The following is a 19,123-nucleotide window of genomic DNA, read 5'->3' on the forward strand; positions in this document are numbered from 1 at the left end:
TTTTCGAAGCCCCAAATAATGTTTGCCCGGGCCTGTTTTGCACATGTTTTCGTCCGCATCATTTAAGCCATTTATCGGAGATCGTTTGATATTCACCTGTGGCGCGTGCCAGATGTAGCCATTGATCGGCATATTGCTGCCACACGGTATCCCCGCGCGGAATAAGCCAGGCTTTCTCACCATACTGAAACGGCTCATCGGGATGTACTGCACATAGGCCAGGATTGAGCTTTTGTTGCAAACGGGTTTCGGCGGCATCGGTCACCATCACGTCCGCCTTGCCCGCCAGGATTTGGCTAAATATCGTCACGTTGTCCGGATAAAGCGTGAGCGCGGCATGAGACAGATGCTGCCGGGCGAAGCGCTCATTGGTGCCCCCCGGATTGACGATCACCCGTGTAGCGGGCCGGTCGATCTGTGCAAGGGTTTGATAACGGTTAATTTCACTGCAGCGCACGATCGGCGTTTTGCCATCAATGACATAGGGCTGGGTGAAGAACGCATGCCGTTGGCGCTCTAGCGTCGTCGAGATTCCCCCCACACCGATATCGCATTGCGCATTGAAGTCGCGCATCAGGTTTGGCCATGAAGTTTTGACGAAGACCGCTTTCACACCCAGCGATTGAGCGAATGCTTCGGTCAGGTCGATATCAATGCCTTCGAACTGCCCATCTGGCCGGTAATACGAGTAGGGCTTGTAATCGCCGGTGGTACAGGCACGCAAGATGCCCCGCGCCATCACCTCGTCGAGCCGGGATGGCGAGCCTGAAGCCGGCACCGTTTGGTCTGGCACCGCCTCAGCGTAGCTTCCGGCGCTTGGCATCAGTAGGGCAAAAGCCATTAGCGGGGCGAATATTTTCATCGTGTCTCCTGAGCGAGTGATGGGTTTTGAACAGTGCTGGGGGATGTGTCCGGTAAAATGCGGCTTTGTCTTTTTGTGCTTACAACGTGGCCCATAACCTTCTCAACGATACGTTTTTGCGCGCACTGATGCGCCAGCCAACCGATTACACCCCGATCTGGCTGATGCGCCAGGCGGGCCGGTATCTGCCGGAGTACAACGCTACGCGCAGCCGTGCAGGCAGCTTCCTCAATCTGGCGAAAAATCCTGGCTACGCGACGGAAGTCACGTTACAGCCGCTTGAGCGTTTTCCGCTGGATGCCGCGATTCTTTTTTCCGACATTCTGACGATTCCCGATGCGATGGGGCTTGGGCTTGATTTCGCGCCGGGCGAAGGGCCTCGCTTCGCCCGCCCGGTGCGCACCGAAGACGACGTCGCACGCCTGGCGGTACCTGATATCGACGCAACGCTGCGTTATGTTACCGATGCCGTGAGCGAGATCCGCCGTGCGCTCACGGATGCACAGGGGCGCCAACGTGTCCCGTTGATCGGTTTTTCGGGCAGCCCGTGGACACTCGCGTGTTATATGGTCGAGGGCGCGGGCTCGGACGATTTTCGCACCGTCAAGTCGATGCTGTATGCCCGTCCTGATCTGATGCAGCGCATTCTCGAAATTAATGCCCAAGCCGTTGCGGCTTATCTGAATGCCCAGATCGAAGCAGGTGCGCAGGCTGTCATGATTTTCGATACCTGGGGCGGCGCGCTCGCGGATGGGGTTTATCAACGCTTCTCGCTGCATTACATCGAGCAAGTGGTGCGTCAGCTTAAGCGTGAGCATCTCGGCGAGCGTATTCCGGTCATTACCTTTACCAAAGGCGGCGGGCTATGGCTGGAGGCGATCGCTGCCACCGGGGTGGATGCCGTGGGGCTCGACTGGACCGTCAACCTGGCGCAAGCCCGCGAGCGCGTGGCTGGACGCGTGGCGCTTCAGGGCAATATCGACCCATCGGTGCTCTTCGCGCCGCCTGCTGTGATTCGCATGGAAGCCCGTGCGGTACTCGACAGTTATGGCAACCATCCGGGCCACGTTTTTAACCTGGGACACGGTATTTCACAATTTACGCCGCCCGAGCATGTCGCTGAGCTGGTAGATGAAGTGCATCGCCATAGCCGGACGATACGGGCCGCCGCGGCCACTTCGGCGACCGGGACGGCGGCATAGCATGTTGTTGCCATGCGGCAAATCTTCCATGCAAAAATCGTGCTTTCAAACGCATTAATTCGGGATAAGCCTCGCCAGAGGGTGCTTCGGCGCTTGTCAAGACTTGACTTATGCACATTTTGATTACCGCATCGCAGTAGTGCCATCGTCTGCTAATCCGTACTTGCAAAATTTGCCGATATCCGGTTCATGCCTTGACTGGTAAGGCATTCGGGCTTGAGCCCGAGCTTGGTCTTATTCCGCATGAACGGCGCTACTACGTGGTTTGCGGGCAGTTTGGGCAAAGTTTTCAACAAAGTTATCCACAGGCGGCGCGGCTCGGCAGGATTGTTCCGCTGAATCCAAAATTTAGCGGCGAAAGTCATGTTTTACTTTAACTTTAGTGACCAGCGCATCCCGATGCTGCATCAATTAGCCGCACTTTCCCTCCCCTTTTTACCCGCGCAGATCCGGGCGTGAGTTTCGTTTTCGTTCGTGTCGCGCTGGATCATCCTCTGCCGACCCTCTTCGATTACCGTTGCGGGGTGGAACTGGCTCCCGCGCCCGGCATGCTGGTGGAAGTTCCGTTTGGCAAGCGCCAGGTGGTCGGGCTGATTGTCGAAGTGGCCACTCACAGTGACGTTGCGCCAGACCGGCTGCGGACTGTCGAACGTTTATGTCATGCGTGCCCCGCTTTATCGGAGGCATGGCTCGGGCTGGTTGCGTTTGCGGCGGATTATTATCAGCGCGGACGCGGCGAGGTTGCCTTGCCCGCCTTGCCTCAGGCGTTGCGCGATGCCTCGCGTTGGGAGCGCTTGCTGGCGCCCGCTGAAGGCTATCGTTTGCTGGATGCCGGGGCCGCGGCCTTGCCTGCCGCCTTGCCGCCGCGTGCGCATGCCCTGCGTCGTCTGGCCGAGGCGCTGGCTCAAACCACGTTGCTGCCAGTGGCGCAGGCGCGCACCCTGCATCCGAAGGCGAGCGCGGTTCTTATGGAATGGCAGGCCCGAGGCTGGGTTGCGCTTGAAGCCGTCGATCTGTGTGCCACGTCCATTGCCGGTCGCGCTTTAGCTTCGGCTTCGGCTTCGGTTGCGCCGGCGCTGCCCACGCTCACCGCTGAACAGCAAGATGCCGTCGACGCAATCCGCTCGGCACACGATTTCGCCCCTTTCTTGCTGCATGGCGTGACGGGCAGTGGCAAAACCGAAGTTTATCTTCGGGCGCTAGCCGCCTTGCTTGACGCACAACCCGCCGCTCAGGCGCTGGTTCTTGTCCCTGAAATTAATCTCACACCGCAATTCGAAGCGGCGTTTCGTGCCCGTTTTGCTGCATTCGAAGCTCAGGCGATCGTCACGCTTCATAGCGGCCTGGCCGAAGGCGAGCGCGCCCGTAACTGGCTGGCAGCCCATCTCGGCCAGGCCCGTATCGTCCTCGGCACGCGCCTCGCTGTACTGGCATCGCTGCCTGCGCTGGCGCTGATCGTGGTCGATGAAGAGCACGATCCGGCTTATAAACAGCAAGAAGGTCTGCGTTATTCCGCGCGCGATCTGGCGGTGTGGCGCGCCAAGCAACGGGGCATCCCGGTGGTGCTGGGCTCGGCCACGCCTTCGCTGGAAAGCTGGTGGCTGGCGGATCAAGGCCGTTACAAGCGTCTCGCGCTGACGCGCCGGGCCGTGGCCGATGCGGTGTTGCCCAGCGTGAAACTGGTCGATCTGGAGGAGGAGCGTCGGCGGGGACGCGGATCGGTGGAGGGGTTATCCGGACCGCTGGTTGCCGCGCTGAACTCTTGTCTCAAACGCGGCGAGCAAAGCCTTGTTTTTCTCAACCGGCGTGGTTATGCCCCGCAACTGGCATGTGACGCGTGCGGCTGGGTGGCGGGCTGTCCCCGCTGCAGCGCTTATGTGGTGCTGCACAAGCCTGAGCGTGCGCTGCGCTGCCACCACTGCGGCTGGGAGGCACGTATTCCACCTGCCTGTCCTGAATGCGGGAACGTTGATATCGCGCCGCTCGGACGCGGCACCCAGCGTATCGAAGAGGCATTGGCGAGCGCCGTGCCCGGCGCGCGGGTGCTACGTATCGACGCCGATAGCACGCGTCGCAAAGGCAGCGCACAGGCGCTTTTTGCGGATGTCCATGCCGGTGAGGTCGATATCCTGGTGGGCACGCAAATGATTGCGAAGGGGCACGATTTCCAGCGCGTGTCGCTGGTGGGGGTGCTGAATGCCGATACCGCGTTGTTTTCACATGATTTCCGCGCAAGCGAACGTTTGTTTGCGCAACTCATGCAGGTGAGTGGCCGGGCCGGACGTTCGGGGCTGCCGGGCGAAGTGCTGGTGCAAACCCGTTATCCGCGTCATGCGCTGTATCAAGCGCTAGCACGCCATGACTACATAGGCTTTGCCAATGCAACGCTGGCCGAACGCCGCGATGCGCATTTGCCACCGTTCGTCTATCAGGCGCTACTGCGTGCGGAAGGGCGCACCCTGGAGGCCGCGCTGGCATTTTTGCAGCACGCAGCGGCAGCGTTGCAGGCACTGCCCTCGGCTGAGCGAATCACCGTGTACGACGCGGTGCCATTGACCATCGTCAAGGTCATGCATGTGCATCGGGCGCAGTTATTGATCGAGAGCGCCTCAAGGGCCGCATTGCAAGCCACGCTGCGGGCATGGCAGCCTGCGCTGCGCCAGCAAAAAGGCGTGCTGCGCTGGAATCTTGAGGTGGATCCTCTGGATATCTGACAATCTCAGGAAAAGATGGAACGAAACCGCCTGGTGCGTTACTCAAGTGAACGGGCAGTTATTCTAGGTGATTTTTTTATAGTCGACTTTACTGATATTTCTTTATCCGGGGGACTCAATGTATAAGAATACTGGCGTTTCAGGAACCAAGAATACGAATTACAACGATAATCATTCTACAGACGTTGAGCAGATTGAGCCAAAAGGTATATTTAAACTTGACATTAAAGATAGTAAATCTAATGCCGGGGAAATAATTCCGCGGAACCCTGGAAATCAGATGGATAGCGTTCCGATTATTGGTTCATGCGGCGAGCCGGATGAAATTCAGAGAGCCAGTCAGAATATAAATCAGCCATTGTTGGAGCGGGATGATTTTAGTGATGAAGATATTAGCTTTAATGAAAGTAGTGATGAAGTTAGTTCCATAAGTTCGACTCCATCACATGCTTCCCCAGGCCCTGCAAGAACCAGAAGAAAGAATTCCGATGAGAATTATAATGATGGGCATGACCTCAATTTTTTAAATATTAATGTGAAAAATGGGAGTTGCCCCGGGAATACTGTTTTAAGTAAAAGTGACGCTGTACCCATCGAAAAAAATCTCGAGATTAATAGAGGATCCAATACTGGAGTGGAGAAAAAAGAAGATAGTCCAGGCGGTCGTAGTTTTATCGATATTATTTTTAACCGGTCTCCTGCCAGGCGTGAGCTTTCACATTCGCAAAAATTAACACAGCGTCGTCAATATTTGACGGCGCCACGGGTAGTTAATCCTTTTGAGAACTATTGCCAGGCCGAAATTGATAAATTTGGTCAAAAAGATTATGGCAGTTATTTTGTAAGTGGCTGCGACAGGATTGACGTGACGCGTGTGAGCGTATTAATGCACCGCTTCTGTTTATGGGCTGGTTTGCTGGAAAAAAATGACCAGGCATTAGTGGAAACAATCTGGCCGTATTATATGAAGTCTGCGGGGAACGGAATGTTCAGTTTGAAGGATGGCAGGTTCCTATTGAATATGAGCAGCCGCGATATAGAATATTGTGAACAATATGCATCCGATTTCTGCGCCATGAAAATTAATGCGATAAAAGAAAAAGCGGAAATAAAAAAGAAAAAAGTAGATTCTGAATTTGAGCGACAGGCAACCGTGGCCAGGCAAAAAGATGCTGAAGAAAACTCGAAAGAAATTGAAAAAAACCAGAAAATAGCTGAAGAAGAATGGAAAAATTTTCTGCTTGCGAATAAAGACACTCAAGGCTTAACCGAATGTGGGGCGCGTGAACAGGATCCCCAGGCGAAAGCTGTTTTAATAGAAAAGATGTCGATTGACGAGGGTGTTCAAATTGATATTAAAAAAGCTGAAAAATTTAGAGATGGTTTTATCTCAAGTATCAAAGCTATTCTTGCAGTCGATGACAAAATAAGAGATTTGATGAAATCTCCGGCGCATCTGATGGAAAATATATCTGATGTCAGGGGCCTGATTGCGGAGTTGGGTGCGCTGGTTCATATTGATATGACAGATGAACTTGGATTTACTGCGCTACATCGGGTTTCGAGTAGTCCGCTAACCATAGCAACTGATATTTTAAATGATTTACTCTGGTATGATTTTAAACTTGGAAGTCTTGAGATTAAAGATAGGGAGCAAGGAAGAACAGCCTTGCTGCTCGCGGCGGAGCAGGGAATTTTTGAAAATGTTAAAATTCTGGTTGAGGTGGGTGCGGATGTTAATGCCAGGGATATATATGGGGAAACAGCCTTGTTCAAAGTATTAAATGGAAATTTCCCTAATCAGGATATCGCCATTTATTTGCTTAAACATGGTGCGGATCCGGATGCGCAGAATTTCGACAAAAATAAACCCGCTACGCCTGCCATTATCGCCAGTCTTAACGGATTTCTGACTAAAAAAGGACCGAGATTTAATAAAGAGCTGCAGGATGCAATCGAATCTGGCCGTAAAAGGTTGCAAAAAAAATAACGCAACGTTTGGCAACATGCACGGCTCATAACATCCTTTAACGAACAAGCCGGTTCGGCAAGCGGCCAGGGAAAACACCTGGCATAACCCGCTACCGCCCGCAGGGCGGACCTTGGTGCTCCCGCTTGCTCCTGATTGCGCCCAATATGGTGCAACCCGCTATTTTGGCTGGTTGCACCTTTTTTTTGAGAAAGGTACGATCCGCCAGAATTTAGTTACTGACTGATGCGGCCTGGCTGGCGCGAACAAAAGGTAGAAGGAAATATGGCGAGCACCACTCTTGGCGTCAAAGTAGACGATCTGCTGCGTACCCGGCTGAAAGACGCCGCGACCCGCATTGAGCGCACTCCGCATTGGCTCATCAAACAGGCGATTTTTGCCTACCTTGAAAAAATCGAGCACGGCCAGCTTCCCGTTGAGCTGTCGAGTCACGCGGGCATGGCGGATCTGGCCGACAGCGCAACGGTCGAAGCCGACGAAGACAGCGCTCCCCATCCCTTCCTTGAATTCGCGCAAAACGTGCAGCCGCAATCTGTGTTGCGCGCCGCGATCACGGCCGCGTATCGCCGGCCAGAGCCCGAATGCGTGCCTTTTCTGTTGGGTCAGGCGCGTCTGCCTGCCGGTATTGCAAACGATGTGCAAAAAATGGCGGGCGCGCTGGTCGAAACATTGCGCGGCAAGCGCACGGGCGGCGGCGTGGATGGCTTGATTCAGGCGTTTTCACTGTCCAGCCAGGAAGGCGTTGCGTTGATGTGCCTGGCCGAAGCCTTGCTGCGCATCCCTGATCGCGCCACGCGCGATGCGCTGATCCGCGACAAGATCAGCAAGGGCGACTGGAAGTCACACGTGGGCCAGGCGCCCTCGCTGTTTGTCAACGCCGCCACCTGGGGCTTGATGATTACCGGCAAGCTGGTGACGACCAATAGCGAAGCTGGACTGTCGTCGGCGCTGACACGGATGATTGGCAAAGGCGGCGAGCCGTTGATCCGCAAGGGCGTCGATATGGCGATGCGTTTGATGGGCGAGCAGTTCGTCACGGGCGAAAACATTTCCGAAGCGCTCGCTAACAGCCGCAAATATGAAGCGCGAGGATTCCGCTATTCGTATGACATGCTCGGCGAGGCCGCGACGACCGAAGCCGATGCGCAGCGTTATTACACGTCTTACGAGCAGGCGATCCATGCGATTGGCAAGGCAGCGGGCGGACGCGGCATCTATGAAGGCCCGGGTATTTCGATCAAGCTGTCGGCGCTGCATGCCCGTTATTCACGCGCGCAACATGAACGCACGATGAACGAGTTGTTGCCGCGTGTGCGTGCGCTGGCCATTCTCGCGCGCCGCTACGACATTGGTTTGAACATCGATGCCGAAGAGGCGGACCGGCTTGAAATTTCGCTCGATCTGCTGGAGGCCTTGTGTTTCGACGCAGAGCTGGAAGGCTGGAACGGCATCGGTTTTGTGGTCCAGGCGTATCAGAAACGTTGTCCGTTCGTGATCGATTATCTGCTCGACCTCGCACGTCGCAGCCGTCACCGGATCATGGTGCGGCTCGTGAAGGGCGCTTACTGGGACACTGAAATTAAACGTGCGCAAGTGGATGGCCTCGAAGGTTATCCGGTCTATACGCGCAAGATTTACACCGATGTGTCGTATCTGGCCTGCGCCAGAAAGCTGCTCGGGGCGCCGGACGCCGTCTATCCCCAGTTCGCCACGCATAACGCCCACACGCTCGCGGCGATCTATCATCTCGCGGGGCAAAACTACTATCCTGGCCAATACGAATTCCAGTGCCTGCACGGCATGGGCGAACCGCTTTACGAAGAGGTCACGGGCCGCGACAAGCTCAACCGTCCATGCCGCGTGTATGCACCGGTCGGCACGCACGAAACGCTGCTGGCATATCTCGTGCGCCGTCTGCTGGAAAACGGTGCGAACACGTCGTTCGTCAACCGCATCGCAGACCCGGCCGTGGCCATTAGCGATCTGATTGCCGACCCGGTGAATGAAGCGTCGAAAATCGTGCCGCTCGGCGCTCCTCACGCGAAGATTCCGTTGCCGCGTCACCTCTACGGCGACGCACGTCTTAACTCGATGGGGCTCGATCTGTCGAATGAACATCGGCTGGCTTCGCTCTCATCAGCCTTGCTGGGGGCCGCGAATTATCCGTGGCGCGCCGCACCGATGCTCGATGGCAGCGACGAGCTGGCCAACGGCGGCGCACGCGACGTGCGCAACCCCGCGGATCAGCGCGATCTGGTGGGTAGCGTGACCGACGCCACAGCCGAGCAGGTAAATGCCGCGCTAGCGCATGCGCTAGCCGCTGCGCCGATCTGGCAGGCGACTCCCGTCGAGGCGCGAGCCGACTGTCTTGCACGAGCGGCCGATCTGCTCGAAGCGCAGATGCATCCCCTCATCGGTCTGATCGTGCGCGAAGCGGGCAAATCGCTGCCTAACGCGGTGGGCGAGATTCGTGAAGCGGTCGATTTCCTGCGTTACTACGCGATGCAGATTCGTCTGGAGTTTTCGAACGATACCCATCGTCCGCTGGGCCCTGTGGTGTGTATCAGCCCGTGGAATTTCCCGCTGGCGATTTTCATGGGGCAGGTCGCGGCGGCGCTGGCAGCCGGTAACACGGTGCTCGCCAAGCCCGCCGAGCAAACGCCGCTGATCGCCGCGCAAGCGGTCCGCATTCTGCGCGAAGCGGGCGTACCGCCCGGCGCGGTGCAACTGCTGCCCGGTGACGGCGAAACGGTGGGTGCCGCGCTGGTGGCCGATCCCCGCACGCGCGCGGTGATGTTCACGGGCTCGACCGAAGTCGCGCGGCTGATCAACAAAACCCTGTCGATGCGGCTGGATGCGGACGGCAAGCCGATCCCGCTGATCGCTGAAACCGGTGGGCAAAACGCGATGATCGTCGATTCATCGGCGTTGGCCGAGCAGGTTGTGGCAGACGTGCTGCAATCGTCATTTGATTCAGCGGGGCAACGTTGTTCGGCATTGCGAGTGCTCTGCCTGCAAGACGATGTGGCCGAGCGCACGCTGGAAATGCTGCGTGGCGCGATGAACGAACTGGCGCTTGGCAACCCCGACCGGCTTTCGGTCGATGTGGGGCCAGTCATCGACGTCGAGGCCAAGCGCAGTATTGATGCGCATATCGCCGCGATGCGCGAAAAAGGTCACAAAGTGACCCAGTTGCCTCTGCCATCGCGTTGCGCGCATGGCACCTTTGTGCCGCCAACGTTGATCGAGCTCGATAGCATTGATGAACTCAAACGCGAAGTTTTTGGTCCCGTCCTGCATGTGGTGCGTTATCGCCGTCATGCACTGGATACGCTGCTCGAACAGATTCGCGCAACCGGTTATGGACTGACGCTCGGCATTCACACGCGGATCGACGAAACCATCGCTCATGTCGTGGCCCGTTCGCACGTGGGCAACATCTACGTGAACCGCAACGTGATCGGCGCGGTGGTCGGGGTGCAACCGTTTGGCGGCGAGGGCTTGTCAGGCACCGGACCGAAAGCGGGCGGCGCGCTGTATCTGCAACGCCTGCTGGCCAAACGTCCGGCGGGTCTGCCCGCCTCACTGACGCAAATGCTGGTTAGCGACGTACCAGCCGCGGGTGAAAACAGCGACAATCCGTCTTCCGCACTTATCGCGCTGCGCGACTGGCTGAACGCCGAACATCAACCGGCGCTCGCCGCGCGTTGTGAAACCTGGCGTGAATTGGGTCTGGCCGGGGCAACGGCGGTGTTGCCGGGCCCGACAGGCGAACGCAACACGTATACCCTTGGCGCACGCGGCACGATTTTATGTGTGCCCGCAACCGCAACGGGCGCGCGGCTGCAACTGGCTGCCGCCCTTGCCACGGGCAATCGCGTGCTGTTTGAGGGGGGGCCGGGTGAGCAATTGGTGGCGGCCTTGCCCGCTTCGCTCAAGCACCATGTGAGCGTGTGCAAGGCGACGAAGAGCGGTACCGATATCAATACCAATGCCGAATTCGATGCGGTGCTGTTCGAAGGTGACAGCGATGAGCTGCTGGCGCTGGCACGGGAAGTCGCGCAACGCGCGGGGCCGATTGTGTCGGTGCAGGGGATCGCTGCACGGGCGTTGGAAGAAGGAACCGAAGATTACGCGCTCGAACGCTTGTTGACCGAGCGTTCGGTGAGCGTGAACACGGCAGCAGCAGGGGGTAATGCAAATTTGATGACGATCGGTTGAGCTTGCCTTAGCGGTCCATTCAAAACAACGGAAGCGATACGGTAGCGCCGAAGTCGCTCCATCTAACTGGCATCAAGGAGAGAAACCATGCAGCACGCAATGAAAAAGCTCGCAGGCGCTACGCTGGCGGCCACGCTGTCGCTGGCTGGCGCGGCTTACGCGCAGCAGGTGGAGGATGTGAAGATTGGCGTGGCTGGCCCGCTGACAGGTGCCCAGGCTCACTACGGCAAGGATTTTCAGAACGGCATTACGCTGGCTGTCGAAGACATGAACGCCACCAAGCCGGTGATTGGCGGAAAGACAGTGCGCTTCGTGCTGAATTCCGCGGACGATCAGGCTGACCCACGCACCGGTACGACCGTGGCGCAAAAGCTGGTGGATGACGGCATCAAGGGCATGCTTGGGCATTTCAACTCTGGCACGACCATCCCGGCTTCGCGTATTTACGCCAACGCGGGCATTCCGCAACTGGCGATGGCGACTGCGCCCGAATATACGCAACAGGGCTTTAAAACGACGTTCCGCATGATGACGTCAGATACGCAGCAAGGCTCGGTTGCCGGCACCTTCGCGGTGAAAAACCTCGGTATGAAGCGGATAGCGATTGTCGATGACCGCACGGCATACGGCCAGGGTCTGGCCGACCAGTTCGAGAAAGCGGCGAAGGCCGCGGGCGGCACGATCGTTGATCGAGAGTTCACGAACGATAAAGCGGTCGATTTCAAGGCAATTTTGACCAAGCTCAAGGCCACCAACCCCGACCTGATTTATTACGGCGGTGCTGATTCACAAGCGGCGCCGATGGTACGTCAGATGAAGACACTGGGCGTGAAGGCGCCGTTGATGGGCGGTGAAATGGTCAAGACGCCGACCTTCCTGAAGATCGCCGGTGATGCGGCAAATGGCACGGTGGCCTCGTTGGCGGGCTTGCCGCTCGACGAGATGCCTGGCGGCAAGGCTTACGTGGCGAAGTACAAGAAGCGTTTCAACGAAGATGTACAGACGTACTCGCCCTATTCGTATGACGGTGCCATGGCGCTGTTCGACGCGATGAAGAAAGCGAATTCGACTGATCCGGCGAAGTACCTGCCTTTCCTTGCGAAGACGGATATGCCTTCGGTGACCTCGACGCATCTGTCGTATGACGCCAAGGGCGATTTGAAGCACGGCGGCATTACGTTATACAAGGTTGTGGATGGCAAGTGGACGACATTGCAAAGCGTAGGCGGCAAGTAAATCGCGGGTGTAGCGGCCTGCTAAGGCCATAGCGTTTTGTTTCTGCTGTGCAGTTAATGTCTGATTCTGACTGAAAACCCTGTGAGTGGCCTCGTGCTACTCACAGGGTTTTTGTGTTTACGGCCTTGTGGCTAACGTATCGAGATTTCCGCTGTTCGCCTCGCTGCTTTTCCCGGATGGAACGATTTTTGGCTCGATGTTACCTAGAGCATTAAGCGCATATTTTAATTCAGTCAGATTGAATAAATTATAGAGCGGTATGCTGCGTATCCGGTATTCAGATTGATGGGCTTTAAGTTTAATAATCCGGTTATTTTAAAATAATGATGAGAGGGCGTGGTTTATGAATGCGGTTAATGGTACTGGTAGTCGTTATATGAGTATGGAAATTCAGTCTGACAGTAATAGCCCGGTATCAGCGAACAAAAATAAAAACGTCAGATAGTGCTCTTCTTCCGGGTGTACCAGGGCAGCACACTGGGTCGGAAGGATTCACGGGAAGAGCGACCATTGCTTTCGATTAATGAATAAGATTCAGGTTTTATCTAATAAATAATAGCGGTAAAAACAGGAGGAAGCATGGTGTTTGTCCAGGAGACAGGTGCATGCTGGAAAAATTATGCTGGCATGAGTTTTTGATTTTTTGTTTTTGTCGAGGGATTGTATAGTGCCCAATAATGGTTGTGGTTTAAGCGGTAATTTTACCTGGCAGGCGTGGAAGAATTGCTGGAATGGGTCAGAGGTTAATGATAAACAGGGTATTTCTGGAAATATAAAGAGCAGCAATCCGGATGCGCCTAGGGCTAAAAATTACAAGCAGATATTTGCAGTTGGCCTGGGTGTATTTTGTTTTGGCATAGCGGGTTATTTAGTATTTAGTCCAGCTAGTCTGGCATGTAGAGCGGGTAGCAGAGAGAATTCAGATAGTTCAGGTAGTTCAGGTAGTTCAGGTAGTGCGAGTGACGCATGTTTGACTGATTCAGTTAGCTATACCCCGTTGTCAGAGATTTCCGCGGTGGTTTTTTTTGCTGGATTTATGATGATGAGTTACGCGGGTCATCATCTTTATGTCGATCCAGATAAAAATGAGGGTGAAAAACTAAAGGAATTAAAGGAGATAAAAGAAGTAAAAGAAGCAAAAGAGATAAAAGATGTGGAGAGTGGCGAAACACAAAGGCTCATGGAAGCTGGATGGCGAAAATATGGGTAAATATAATTTCATGGGGTCTTGATATAGGATTTAGTCGCGTCGTGTGGTCTTTTATCTGATTCGAGGCCCACGACGGTTGTGGTGGTTTTTGGACTGGCACATGAAAAGATGCCGGAGAATAAATTTCTGAGAGAAACAGCATGGGCAAATTAAATATTTCTGGGGCCGGTGGCAATCATTCAATGCAATCTGTCCCGGATCGGCCTGCGAACGGCCAGGCATCGAGGGTTTCACAGGCTCCCGCAGGTGATCTTAAAGCCGCGAAATGGATGTTAAGAGGGGGGCTGAGCATCGCTGTGCTGGGTAGCGTCATGCTTTTGGCATCGTTGGAGAGGCGGACTTCAAATCGTTATGACACAAATAGCATCGCATCTCAGGTGACGGATAAGCTGGGATTTGATGGAGCATGCTGGATTATATCGGGGGGCTGTCTGGCTTTATATGGCTTGATGCGAAAACATAATATTAATCAGCCTGATTTGCCGCAGCCTGAAGAGCAGACATTAAATCAGTCACAGAATGATAGGCAATTGGTTATTCAGGTGAATGATGTTGCAACCGGGAGTGATGGCAATGACATTGCTGTGCCCAGAAGGCGGAATTTAAAGGAGTCTATAGGCGAAGGTTTTATCTCGATGAGTTCGTCAGGCGAAGACGGTTGAGATAATCGCCGGGTATGGGGCGATGTTTAATTGATGGAGGTGATTTGTGCTTGAAATTAATGCAGTTAATACCCAGCGCCAGTGGAACACCGTGCAACAGAATATTTTGCAAATTGGACAAATAGTTGTTGCCGGAGTGAGAAGAGCTGTGAGTCTGGTTACACCTGATACGGTAAACCGTATCAGGGCAGCAGGTATCTCGGGTGCGATCTTGTTTACCGCCAGTGTCGGAATCATAACGGTGCTGAATCAAAAAGACGGGGATTTGACAGGCCGGGCTGCCAATGTGCTTACTGTTATTTCAATGTTCGGGGGAGTAGCAGGCATTGGCTTAATCGCAACTGCGATTTGCGCTTACCAGTATGGCAGTCATGAACGGCAGCGTTTGCTTGCATTGGCCGCATAGGATTATTTAATTTTGTTTAAACATGCCCGGCATGATCCCTTTATCGTGAATCATGCCGGGTGGACTATTCATGTGATTTCTCCCGGCTTAACGTTTTTCCGCGTTACGCATTGTGCGGCCCTGTTCCCGTATCTGTTCAAGCGTTGCTCCCGGTGTGCTGGCTTCCTGGGGCAGACGAATTTCAATCAATGCCGCGCGTTGGGCCGCCACGGCCCGCTCAAAGGCTGGAAGAAAATCAGCCGTGCGCTCGACAACTTCGCCGTGAGCGCCGAATGCGCGTGCAAATGCCGCAAAGTCCGGGTTGGTTAGCCCGGTGCCATGCACGCGTCCTGGATAGTGCCGTTCCTGATGCATCCGGATCGTTCCAAAGTGGCTGTTATTGACGACGATAAACACCACTTGCAGCTTGTATTGCATGGCGGTAGCCAGCTCCTGGCTGGCCATCATGAAGCAGCCGTCCCCCGCTAGTGCCACGACCATCCGTTGCGGATACTGCGCTTTGGCAGCGAGCGCGGCTGGTACGCCGTAACCCATGGCCCCGCTGGTGGGCGCCAGTTGTGAGCGGAAATGACGATAAGAAAAATGCCGGTGCAGCCAGCTCGCGTAATTGCCCGCGCCGTTGGTCACGATGGCATCGGCTGGCAGTTGCGCCCGTAATTGCTGGATGATCTCGCCGAGCTGCACCTCGCCCGGAATGGGCCGTGGTGTGCGCCACTCAAGATAGGCCTCGTGTGCCGCTGCGGCGCTGCCGGCCCAAAGTGGCGGTGCGGCAGGCCGCATGGCGGCAAGTTGCTCTGCCATCTCAGGCATGCCCGACACGATCGGCAGATCGGCCGCGTAGACTCGCCCCAGTTCCTCCGCGCCTTGATGTACATGAACTAGCGTCTGCCGGGTCACCGGAATTTCGAGTAGTGTGTAGCCCCCCGTAGTGGCTTCGCCCAGACGTGGGCCGAGCGCGATTAACAGGTCGGCGCCGTGAATCCGCTGTGCGAGCGCGGGATTGATGCCGAGGCCGACATCACCCGCGTAACAGGGATGCTCGTTATCGAACGTGTCCTGGAAGCGGAACGCGAGCCCAAGCGGCAACTGCCAGGTTTCGACGAAGCGTTGCAGATCAGCGCACGCGGCTGGGGTCCAGCCGCTGCCGCCTGCGATCACCATGGGCCGTTGTGCATGTTCTAGCAGGTGTTGCAGCCGTTCGATCTGGGCGCGTCCTGGTGCCGCCGCCACGCGCTGCCAGGGCGGCGCGCTGGGCACTGCGGGGCACGGATCGCTCAGCATGTCTTCCGGCAGCGATAGCACGACCGGCCCAGGCCGCCCCGAAGTCGCTGCATGAAACGCATGGCTGAGATACTCCGGCACACGGCGCGGATCGTCGATCTGCGCGACCCATTTCGCCATCTGCCCAAACATGCGGCGGTAGTCGATCTCCTGGAAAGCCTCCCGGTCCAGATGTTCCCGCGCGCACTGGCCGATGAGCAAAATCATCGGGGTGGAATCCTGAAACGCCGTATGCACGCCAATCGACGCATGGGTGGCGCCTGGCCCGCGTGTGACGAAGGCGACGCCTGGACGGCCGGTTAGCTTGCCTGTGGCTTCGGCCATGTTTGCCGCAGCGGCTTCGTGACGGCAGACGATCGTCTGAATGCGCTGGGTCTCGTCATGCAGCGAATCGAGCACCGCGAGAAAGCTTTCGCCGGGCACACAAAACACGCGTTCGACCCCATGCATCAGCAGCGCATCGACTAGCAGACGCGCTCCCGTTGTGCTGGCAGGGGCGGATGCGGGAGCGGACGTGGAAGCATGGGCTTGCGGCATGGCGAAAGGGTCTCCGTGATGGGGGTTGGCGCTGGCTTGGGGGCGCTGGGTGAGGCCGTGGGCCCATGCAGCGTATGCGCCAGCCTGTCAGGCCACCGGGGTGGCGACAGCTTACGCTGGCGGCTCAGCCGTGTCACGGCATGCGGTTCGCGCTATGAGGTTGCGCCGGATGGCGCACGCGGAAAGCGCATCCTGTGCCATGGCAATGACGTGTCAAGCAAGCGCCGCGTCGCTCGCTATCAACATTCGACGATATTCACCGCGAGCCCGCCGCGTGAGGTTTCCTTGTATTTGGTTTTCATGTCCGCGCCTGTTTGCCGCATCGTCTTGATGACGGAATCGAGCGAGACGTAATGGCTGCCGTCGCCGCGCAGCGCCATCCGCGCGGCGTTGACCGCCTTGACCGAGGCCATCGCATTGCGTTCGATGCACGGAATCTGCACCATGCCGCCGACGGGATCGCAGGTTAGCCCCAGGTTGTGTTCCATGCCAATCTCGGCGGCATTCTCGACTTGTTTCGGGGTGCCGCCCATTACGGCAGCCAGCCCTCCCGCAGCCATCGAACATGCCACGCCGACCTCGCCCTGGCAGCCAACCTCCGCGCCGGAAATCGACGCGTTGAGTTTGTACAGGATACCGATCGCTGCCGCCGTTAGCAGAAAGTCGATGACGCCTTGCGGTGTCGAACCGGGCATGAAGCGCGTGTAGTAATGCAATACCGCTGGAATAATGCCCGCCGCGCCATTGGTGGGCGCTGTGACAACCCGTCCGCCCGCTGCATTTTCTTCATTGACGGCGATGGCATACAGGTTGATCCAGTCGATCATCGACAGCGGATCGCGCAACGCGCCTTCCGGGTTGCCGAGCAGCGCGCGATATAGCTGCGGCGCGCGGCGTTTGACCTGAAACGGACCTGGCAACGTGCCATCGGCATCTGGGTTGCCGATGCCGCAGCCGCGCGCCACGCATGACTGCATCACGTCCCAGATCTGCAGCAGCCCGGCGCGGGTTTGCTCTTCGGTATGCCAGACCCGCTCGTTTTCCCACATGAGTTGCGCGATGCTTTTATTCGTCGAATGACACAGCGCCAGCAACTCGTCACCGCTGAAAAACGGATAGGGCAACTGGTTGGGCGCATCGAGCACTTTGGTGTTGGGTGCGCCCGCCGTGACCACGAAGCCGCCACCGACCGACAGATAGGTTGTGACACGCAGTGTTTCGCCTCGTGCATCGAACGCATGCAGTTTCATGCTGTTGGGGTGTTCCGCCAGCGCCTGGCGATAGAACGCGATGTGTTCTTTCACCGAGAAGGGCACGACGTGCGTGCCGAGCAAGGCCAGCGAACGGCTGCTTTGAATGACAGCGAGGCGTTCGTTGATCGTGTCTGGATCAACCGTGTCGGGCGCTTCACCGAGCAAGCCGAGCATGATGCCGCGATCGGTGCCATGTCCTTTGCCGGTCGCCCCCAGCGAGCCGTACAAGCCCACTTTCACGCTGACGGTAGCGGCCAGCAGCCCATCGCGTTCAAGCCCCTGAGCAAACATTAGCGCTGCGCGCATCGGGCCCACCGTATGCGAACTCGACGGACCAATGCCGATTTTGAAAAGGTCGAACACACTGACTGCCATAACGGTTCCTGCCAATAAACAAAAAAGATTAACGCGCGACAAACGGCAGACAGACGGCGAGCCATGCCGGCGCTGTCGCTGCCAGGTGCAGTGCGATGGGCGTGTAGCGCCCATCTAGCCGCGCAGCCAGATGAAACAGTTCGGTTGCATTCTTCGGATCCCACGGCCCCACGTAACCCGGCAAGCCCGCCTCGCGGCGTTGCATGTCCAGCGGTGTCGTGGAGTGGATGAATTCGTCGTGAGTTTTCATGCCGATGGCGTAAGGCGTGAGCCAGTTCAGCGCACCCGCCAGTGATGCGCCGCTTGGCGTGCGCAATGGCAGCCAGACGCGGTTATGGCGGCGGGCGGCAAGCGCCGCGGTGACGAGCGGCTGAAGATCGTAAGTCACATAGCGCAACGCATCGCGTTCGTTGAAATCGATGGTCGAGCCATCGGGCGCGATGTTGTCACCGATGTGTTCGGCGAAGAGGCGTTGCGCGGCATTGATCATCTTGCGGTTATCAAGCGTGAACGCGGCCATCGAGACCAGCTTGATGCGATGGCTCTGCCAGTTGTTGCGATAGGTGCCGCGGAGCGGACGCGGTTGCGCGTCGATCTGGGTGATATAGCCACTGGCGAACTTGTTGAGAAACGCCATCGCCGCATTGCGGGTTTTCACCGGCAGCGCGCTCGCGGTCATGTCGTAGGCGAGGATCAAGCTATCGAAATGGGTTTCGTCGATGGGATTGAACGAAGGTTGGTAAGTAGTGACCCATGCATACAGCAAGCGATCGACAAACTTCAGGTAGCGCTCGTCGCTGGTGGCGCGCCAGGCCAGGGCCGCATTGCGCAGCAAATCCAGATCTTTTTGCGCCTCAACGCTCTGGTCGTACAAGCCTTCATGTGGCAGCAGGCCTTCCGTATGGAGCCGGGCGACGGCGCGTGGCGCGTCATTCAGGTGCTCCTGCACATTGTTGATGAGCGTTTTCACTCCCGGATCGGCGTTGGTGCGTTCGCTGGTTTGCAACGCGGGTGCGGCGCAGAAATTCATGGCGGCCACCACAGGTGCGGCGGGCCATAGCAATGCCACCGCAGCGAGTCCGCATGCCAGCGGCAGGCACAGTTGACGGTTGGGTTGAGGTATTCGGCTTCGCATCATTCGCACCTTTCGCGCCTTGCGCTGTTTCCCGGTTGG

The 19,123-nt window shown here is 56.8% G+C and carries 12 protein-coding genes; 8 read left to right on the forward strand and 4 right to left on the reverse strand.

What is annotated here, in order from left to right:
- Nucleotides 1–58: 58 nt before the first annotated feature.
- Nucleotides 59–862: a transporter substrate-binding domain-containing protein gene (locus tag GH657_RS01370; protein ID WP_153099042.1), complete on the reverse strand. Its 804-nt coding sequence runs from the start codon at nucleotides 860–862 to the stop codon at nucleotides 59–61.
- 86 nt (nucleotides 863–948) lie between these two features.
- Here GH657_RS01370 and hemE point away from each other — a divergent pair, with 86 nt between their 5' ends.
- From hemE to GH657_RS01410, 8 genes are all read left to right on the forward strand, one after another.
- The gene (gene hemE / locus GH657_RS01375) at nucleotides 949–2,064 is read left to right on the forward strand and encodes a uroporphyrinogen decarboxylase (protein WP_153099043.1); all 1,116 of its coding nucleotides are present in this window, start codon (nucleotides 949–951) and stop codon (nucleotides 2,062–2,064) included.
- 455 nt (nucleotides 2,065–2,519) lie between these two features.
- Nucleotides 2,520–4,778 carry a primosomal protein N' gene (locus GH657_RS01380; protein ID WP_153099044.1) on the forward strand — a complete coding sequence of 753 codons (2,259 nt, stop codon included), beginning with the start codon at nucleotides 2,520–2,522 and terminating at the stop codon, nucleotides 4,776–4,778.
- Between the two features lie 118 nt (nucleotides 4,779–4,896).
- Nucleotides 4,897–6,768, forward strand: a complete 1,872-nt coding sequence (locus GH657_RS18100; protein ID WP_153099045.1) for an ankyrin repeat domain-containing protein — start codon at nucleotides 4,897–4,899, stop codon at nucleotides 6,766–6,768.
- A gap of 264 nt (nucleotides 6,769–7,032) precedes the next feature.
- Entirely contained in the window at nucleotides 7,033–10,989 is a 3,957-nt protein-coding gene (gene putA, locus GH657_RS01390) for a trifunctional transcriptional regulator/proline dehydrogenase/L-glutamate gamma-semialdehyde dehydrogenase (RefSeq protein ID WP_153099046.1), read from the forward strand.
- Nucleotides 10,990–11,076: 87 nt separating this feature from the next.
- Complete coding sequence (locus tag GH657_RS01395; protein WP_153099047.1) at nucleotides 11,077–12,225, forward strand: branched-chain amino acid ABC transporter substrate-binding protein; 1,149 nt, start codon at nucleotides 11,077–11,079, stop codon at nucleotides 12,223–12,225.
- A 667-nt stretch (nucleotides 12,226–12,892) separates the two neighbouring features.
- A complete protein-coding gene (locus GH657_RS01400) occupies nucleotides 12,893–13,435 on the forward strand; it encodes a hypothetical protein (RefSeq protein WP_153099048.1) in 543 nt (180 codons plus the stop codon).
- 140 nt (nucleotides 13,436–13,575) lie between these two features.
- Nucleotides 13,576–14,097 carry a hypothetical protein gene (locus tag GH657_RS01405; RefSeq protein ID WP_153099049.1) on the forward strand — a complete coding sequence of 174 codons (522 nt, stop codon included), beginning with the start codon at nucleotides 13,576–13,578 and terminating at the stop codon, nucleotides 14,095–14,097.
- Between the two features lie 46 nt (nucleotides 14,098–14,143).
- Nucleotides 14,144–14,503 (forward strand): hypothetical protein, encoded by a 360-nt coding sequence (locus GH657_RS01410; RefSeq protein WP_153099050.1) that lies wholly within the window; start codon nucleotides 14,144–14,146, stop codon nucleotides 14,501–14,503.
- 87 nt (nucleotides 14,504–14,590) lie between these two features.
- Here the strand turns inward: GH657_RS01410 and GH657_RS01415 are convergent, their stop codons facing one another.
- From GH657_RS01415 to GH657_RS01425, 3 genes are all read right to left on the reverse strand, one after another.
- Nucleotides 14,591–16,321, reverse strand: a complete 1,731-nt coding sequence (locus GH657_RS01415) for a thiamine pyrophosphate-binding protein (RefSeq protein WP_153099051.1) — start codon at nucleotides 16,319–16,321, stop codon at nucleotides 14,591–14,593.
- A 239-nt stretch (nucleotides 16,322–16,560) separates the two neighbouring features.
- A complete protein-coding gene (locus GH657_RS01420) occupies nucleotides 16,561–17,949 on the reverse strand; it encodes an L-serine ammonia-lyase (protein WP_153099052.1) in 1,389 nt (462 codons plus the stop codon).
- A 28-nt stretch (nucleotides 17,950–17,977) separates the two neighbouring features.
- Nucleotides 17,978–19,087 (reverse strand): alginate lyase family protein, encoded by a 1,110-nt coding sequence (locus GH657_RS01425; protein WP_153099053.1) that lies wholly within the window; start codon nucleotides 19,085–19,087, stop codon nucleotides 17,978–17,980.
- Between the last annotated feature and the right edge of the window lie 36 nt (nucleotides 19,088–19,123).

It is taken from the genome of Paraburkholderia hayleyella (genome assembly GCF_009455685.1).
Classification (GTDB): Bacteria; Pseudomonadota; Gammaproteobacteria; order Burkholderiales; family Burkholderiaceae; genus Paraburkholderia; species Paraburkholderia hayleyella.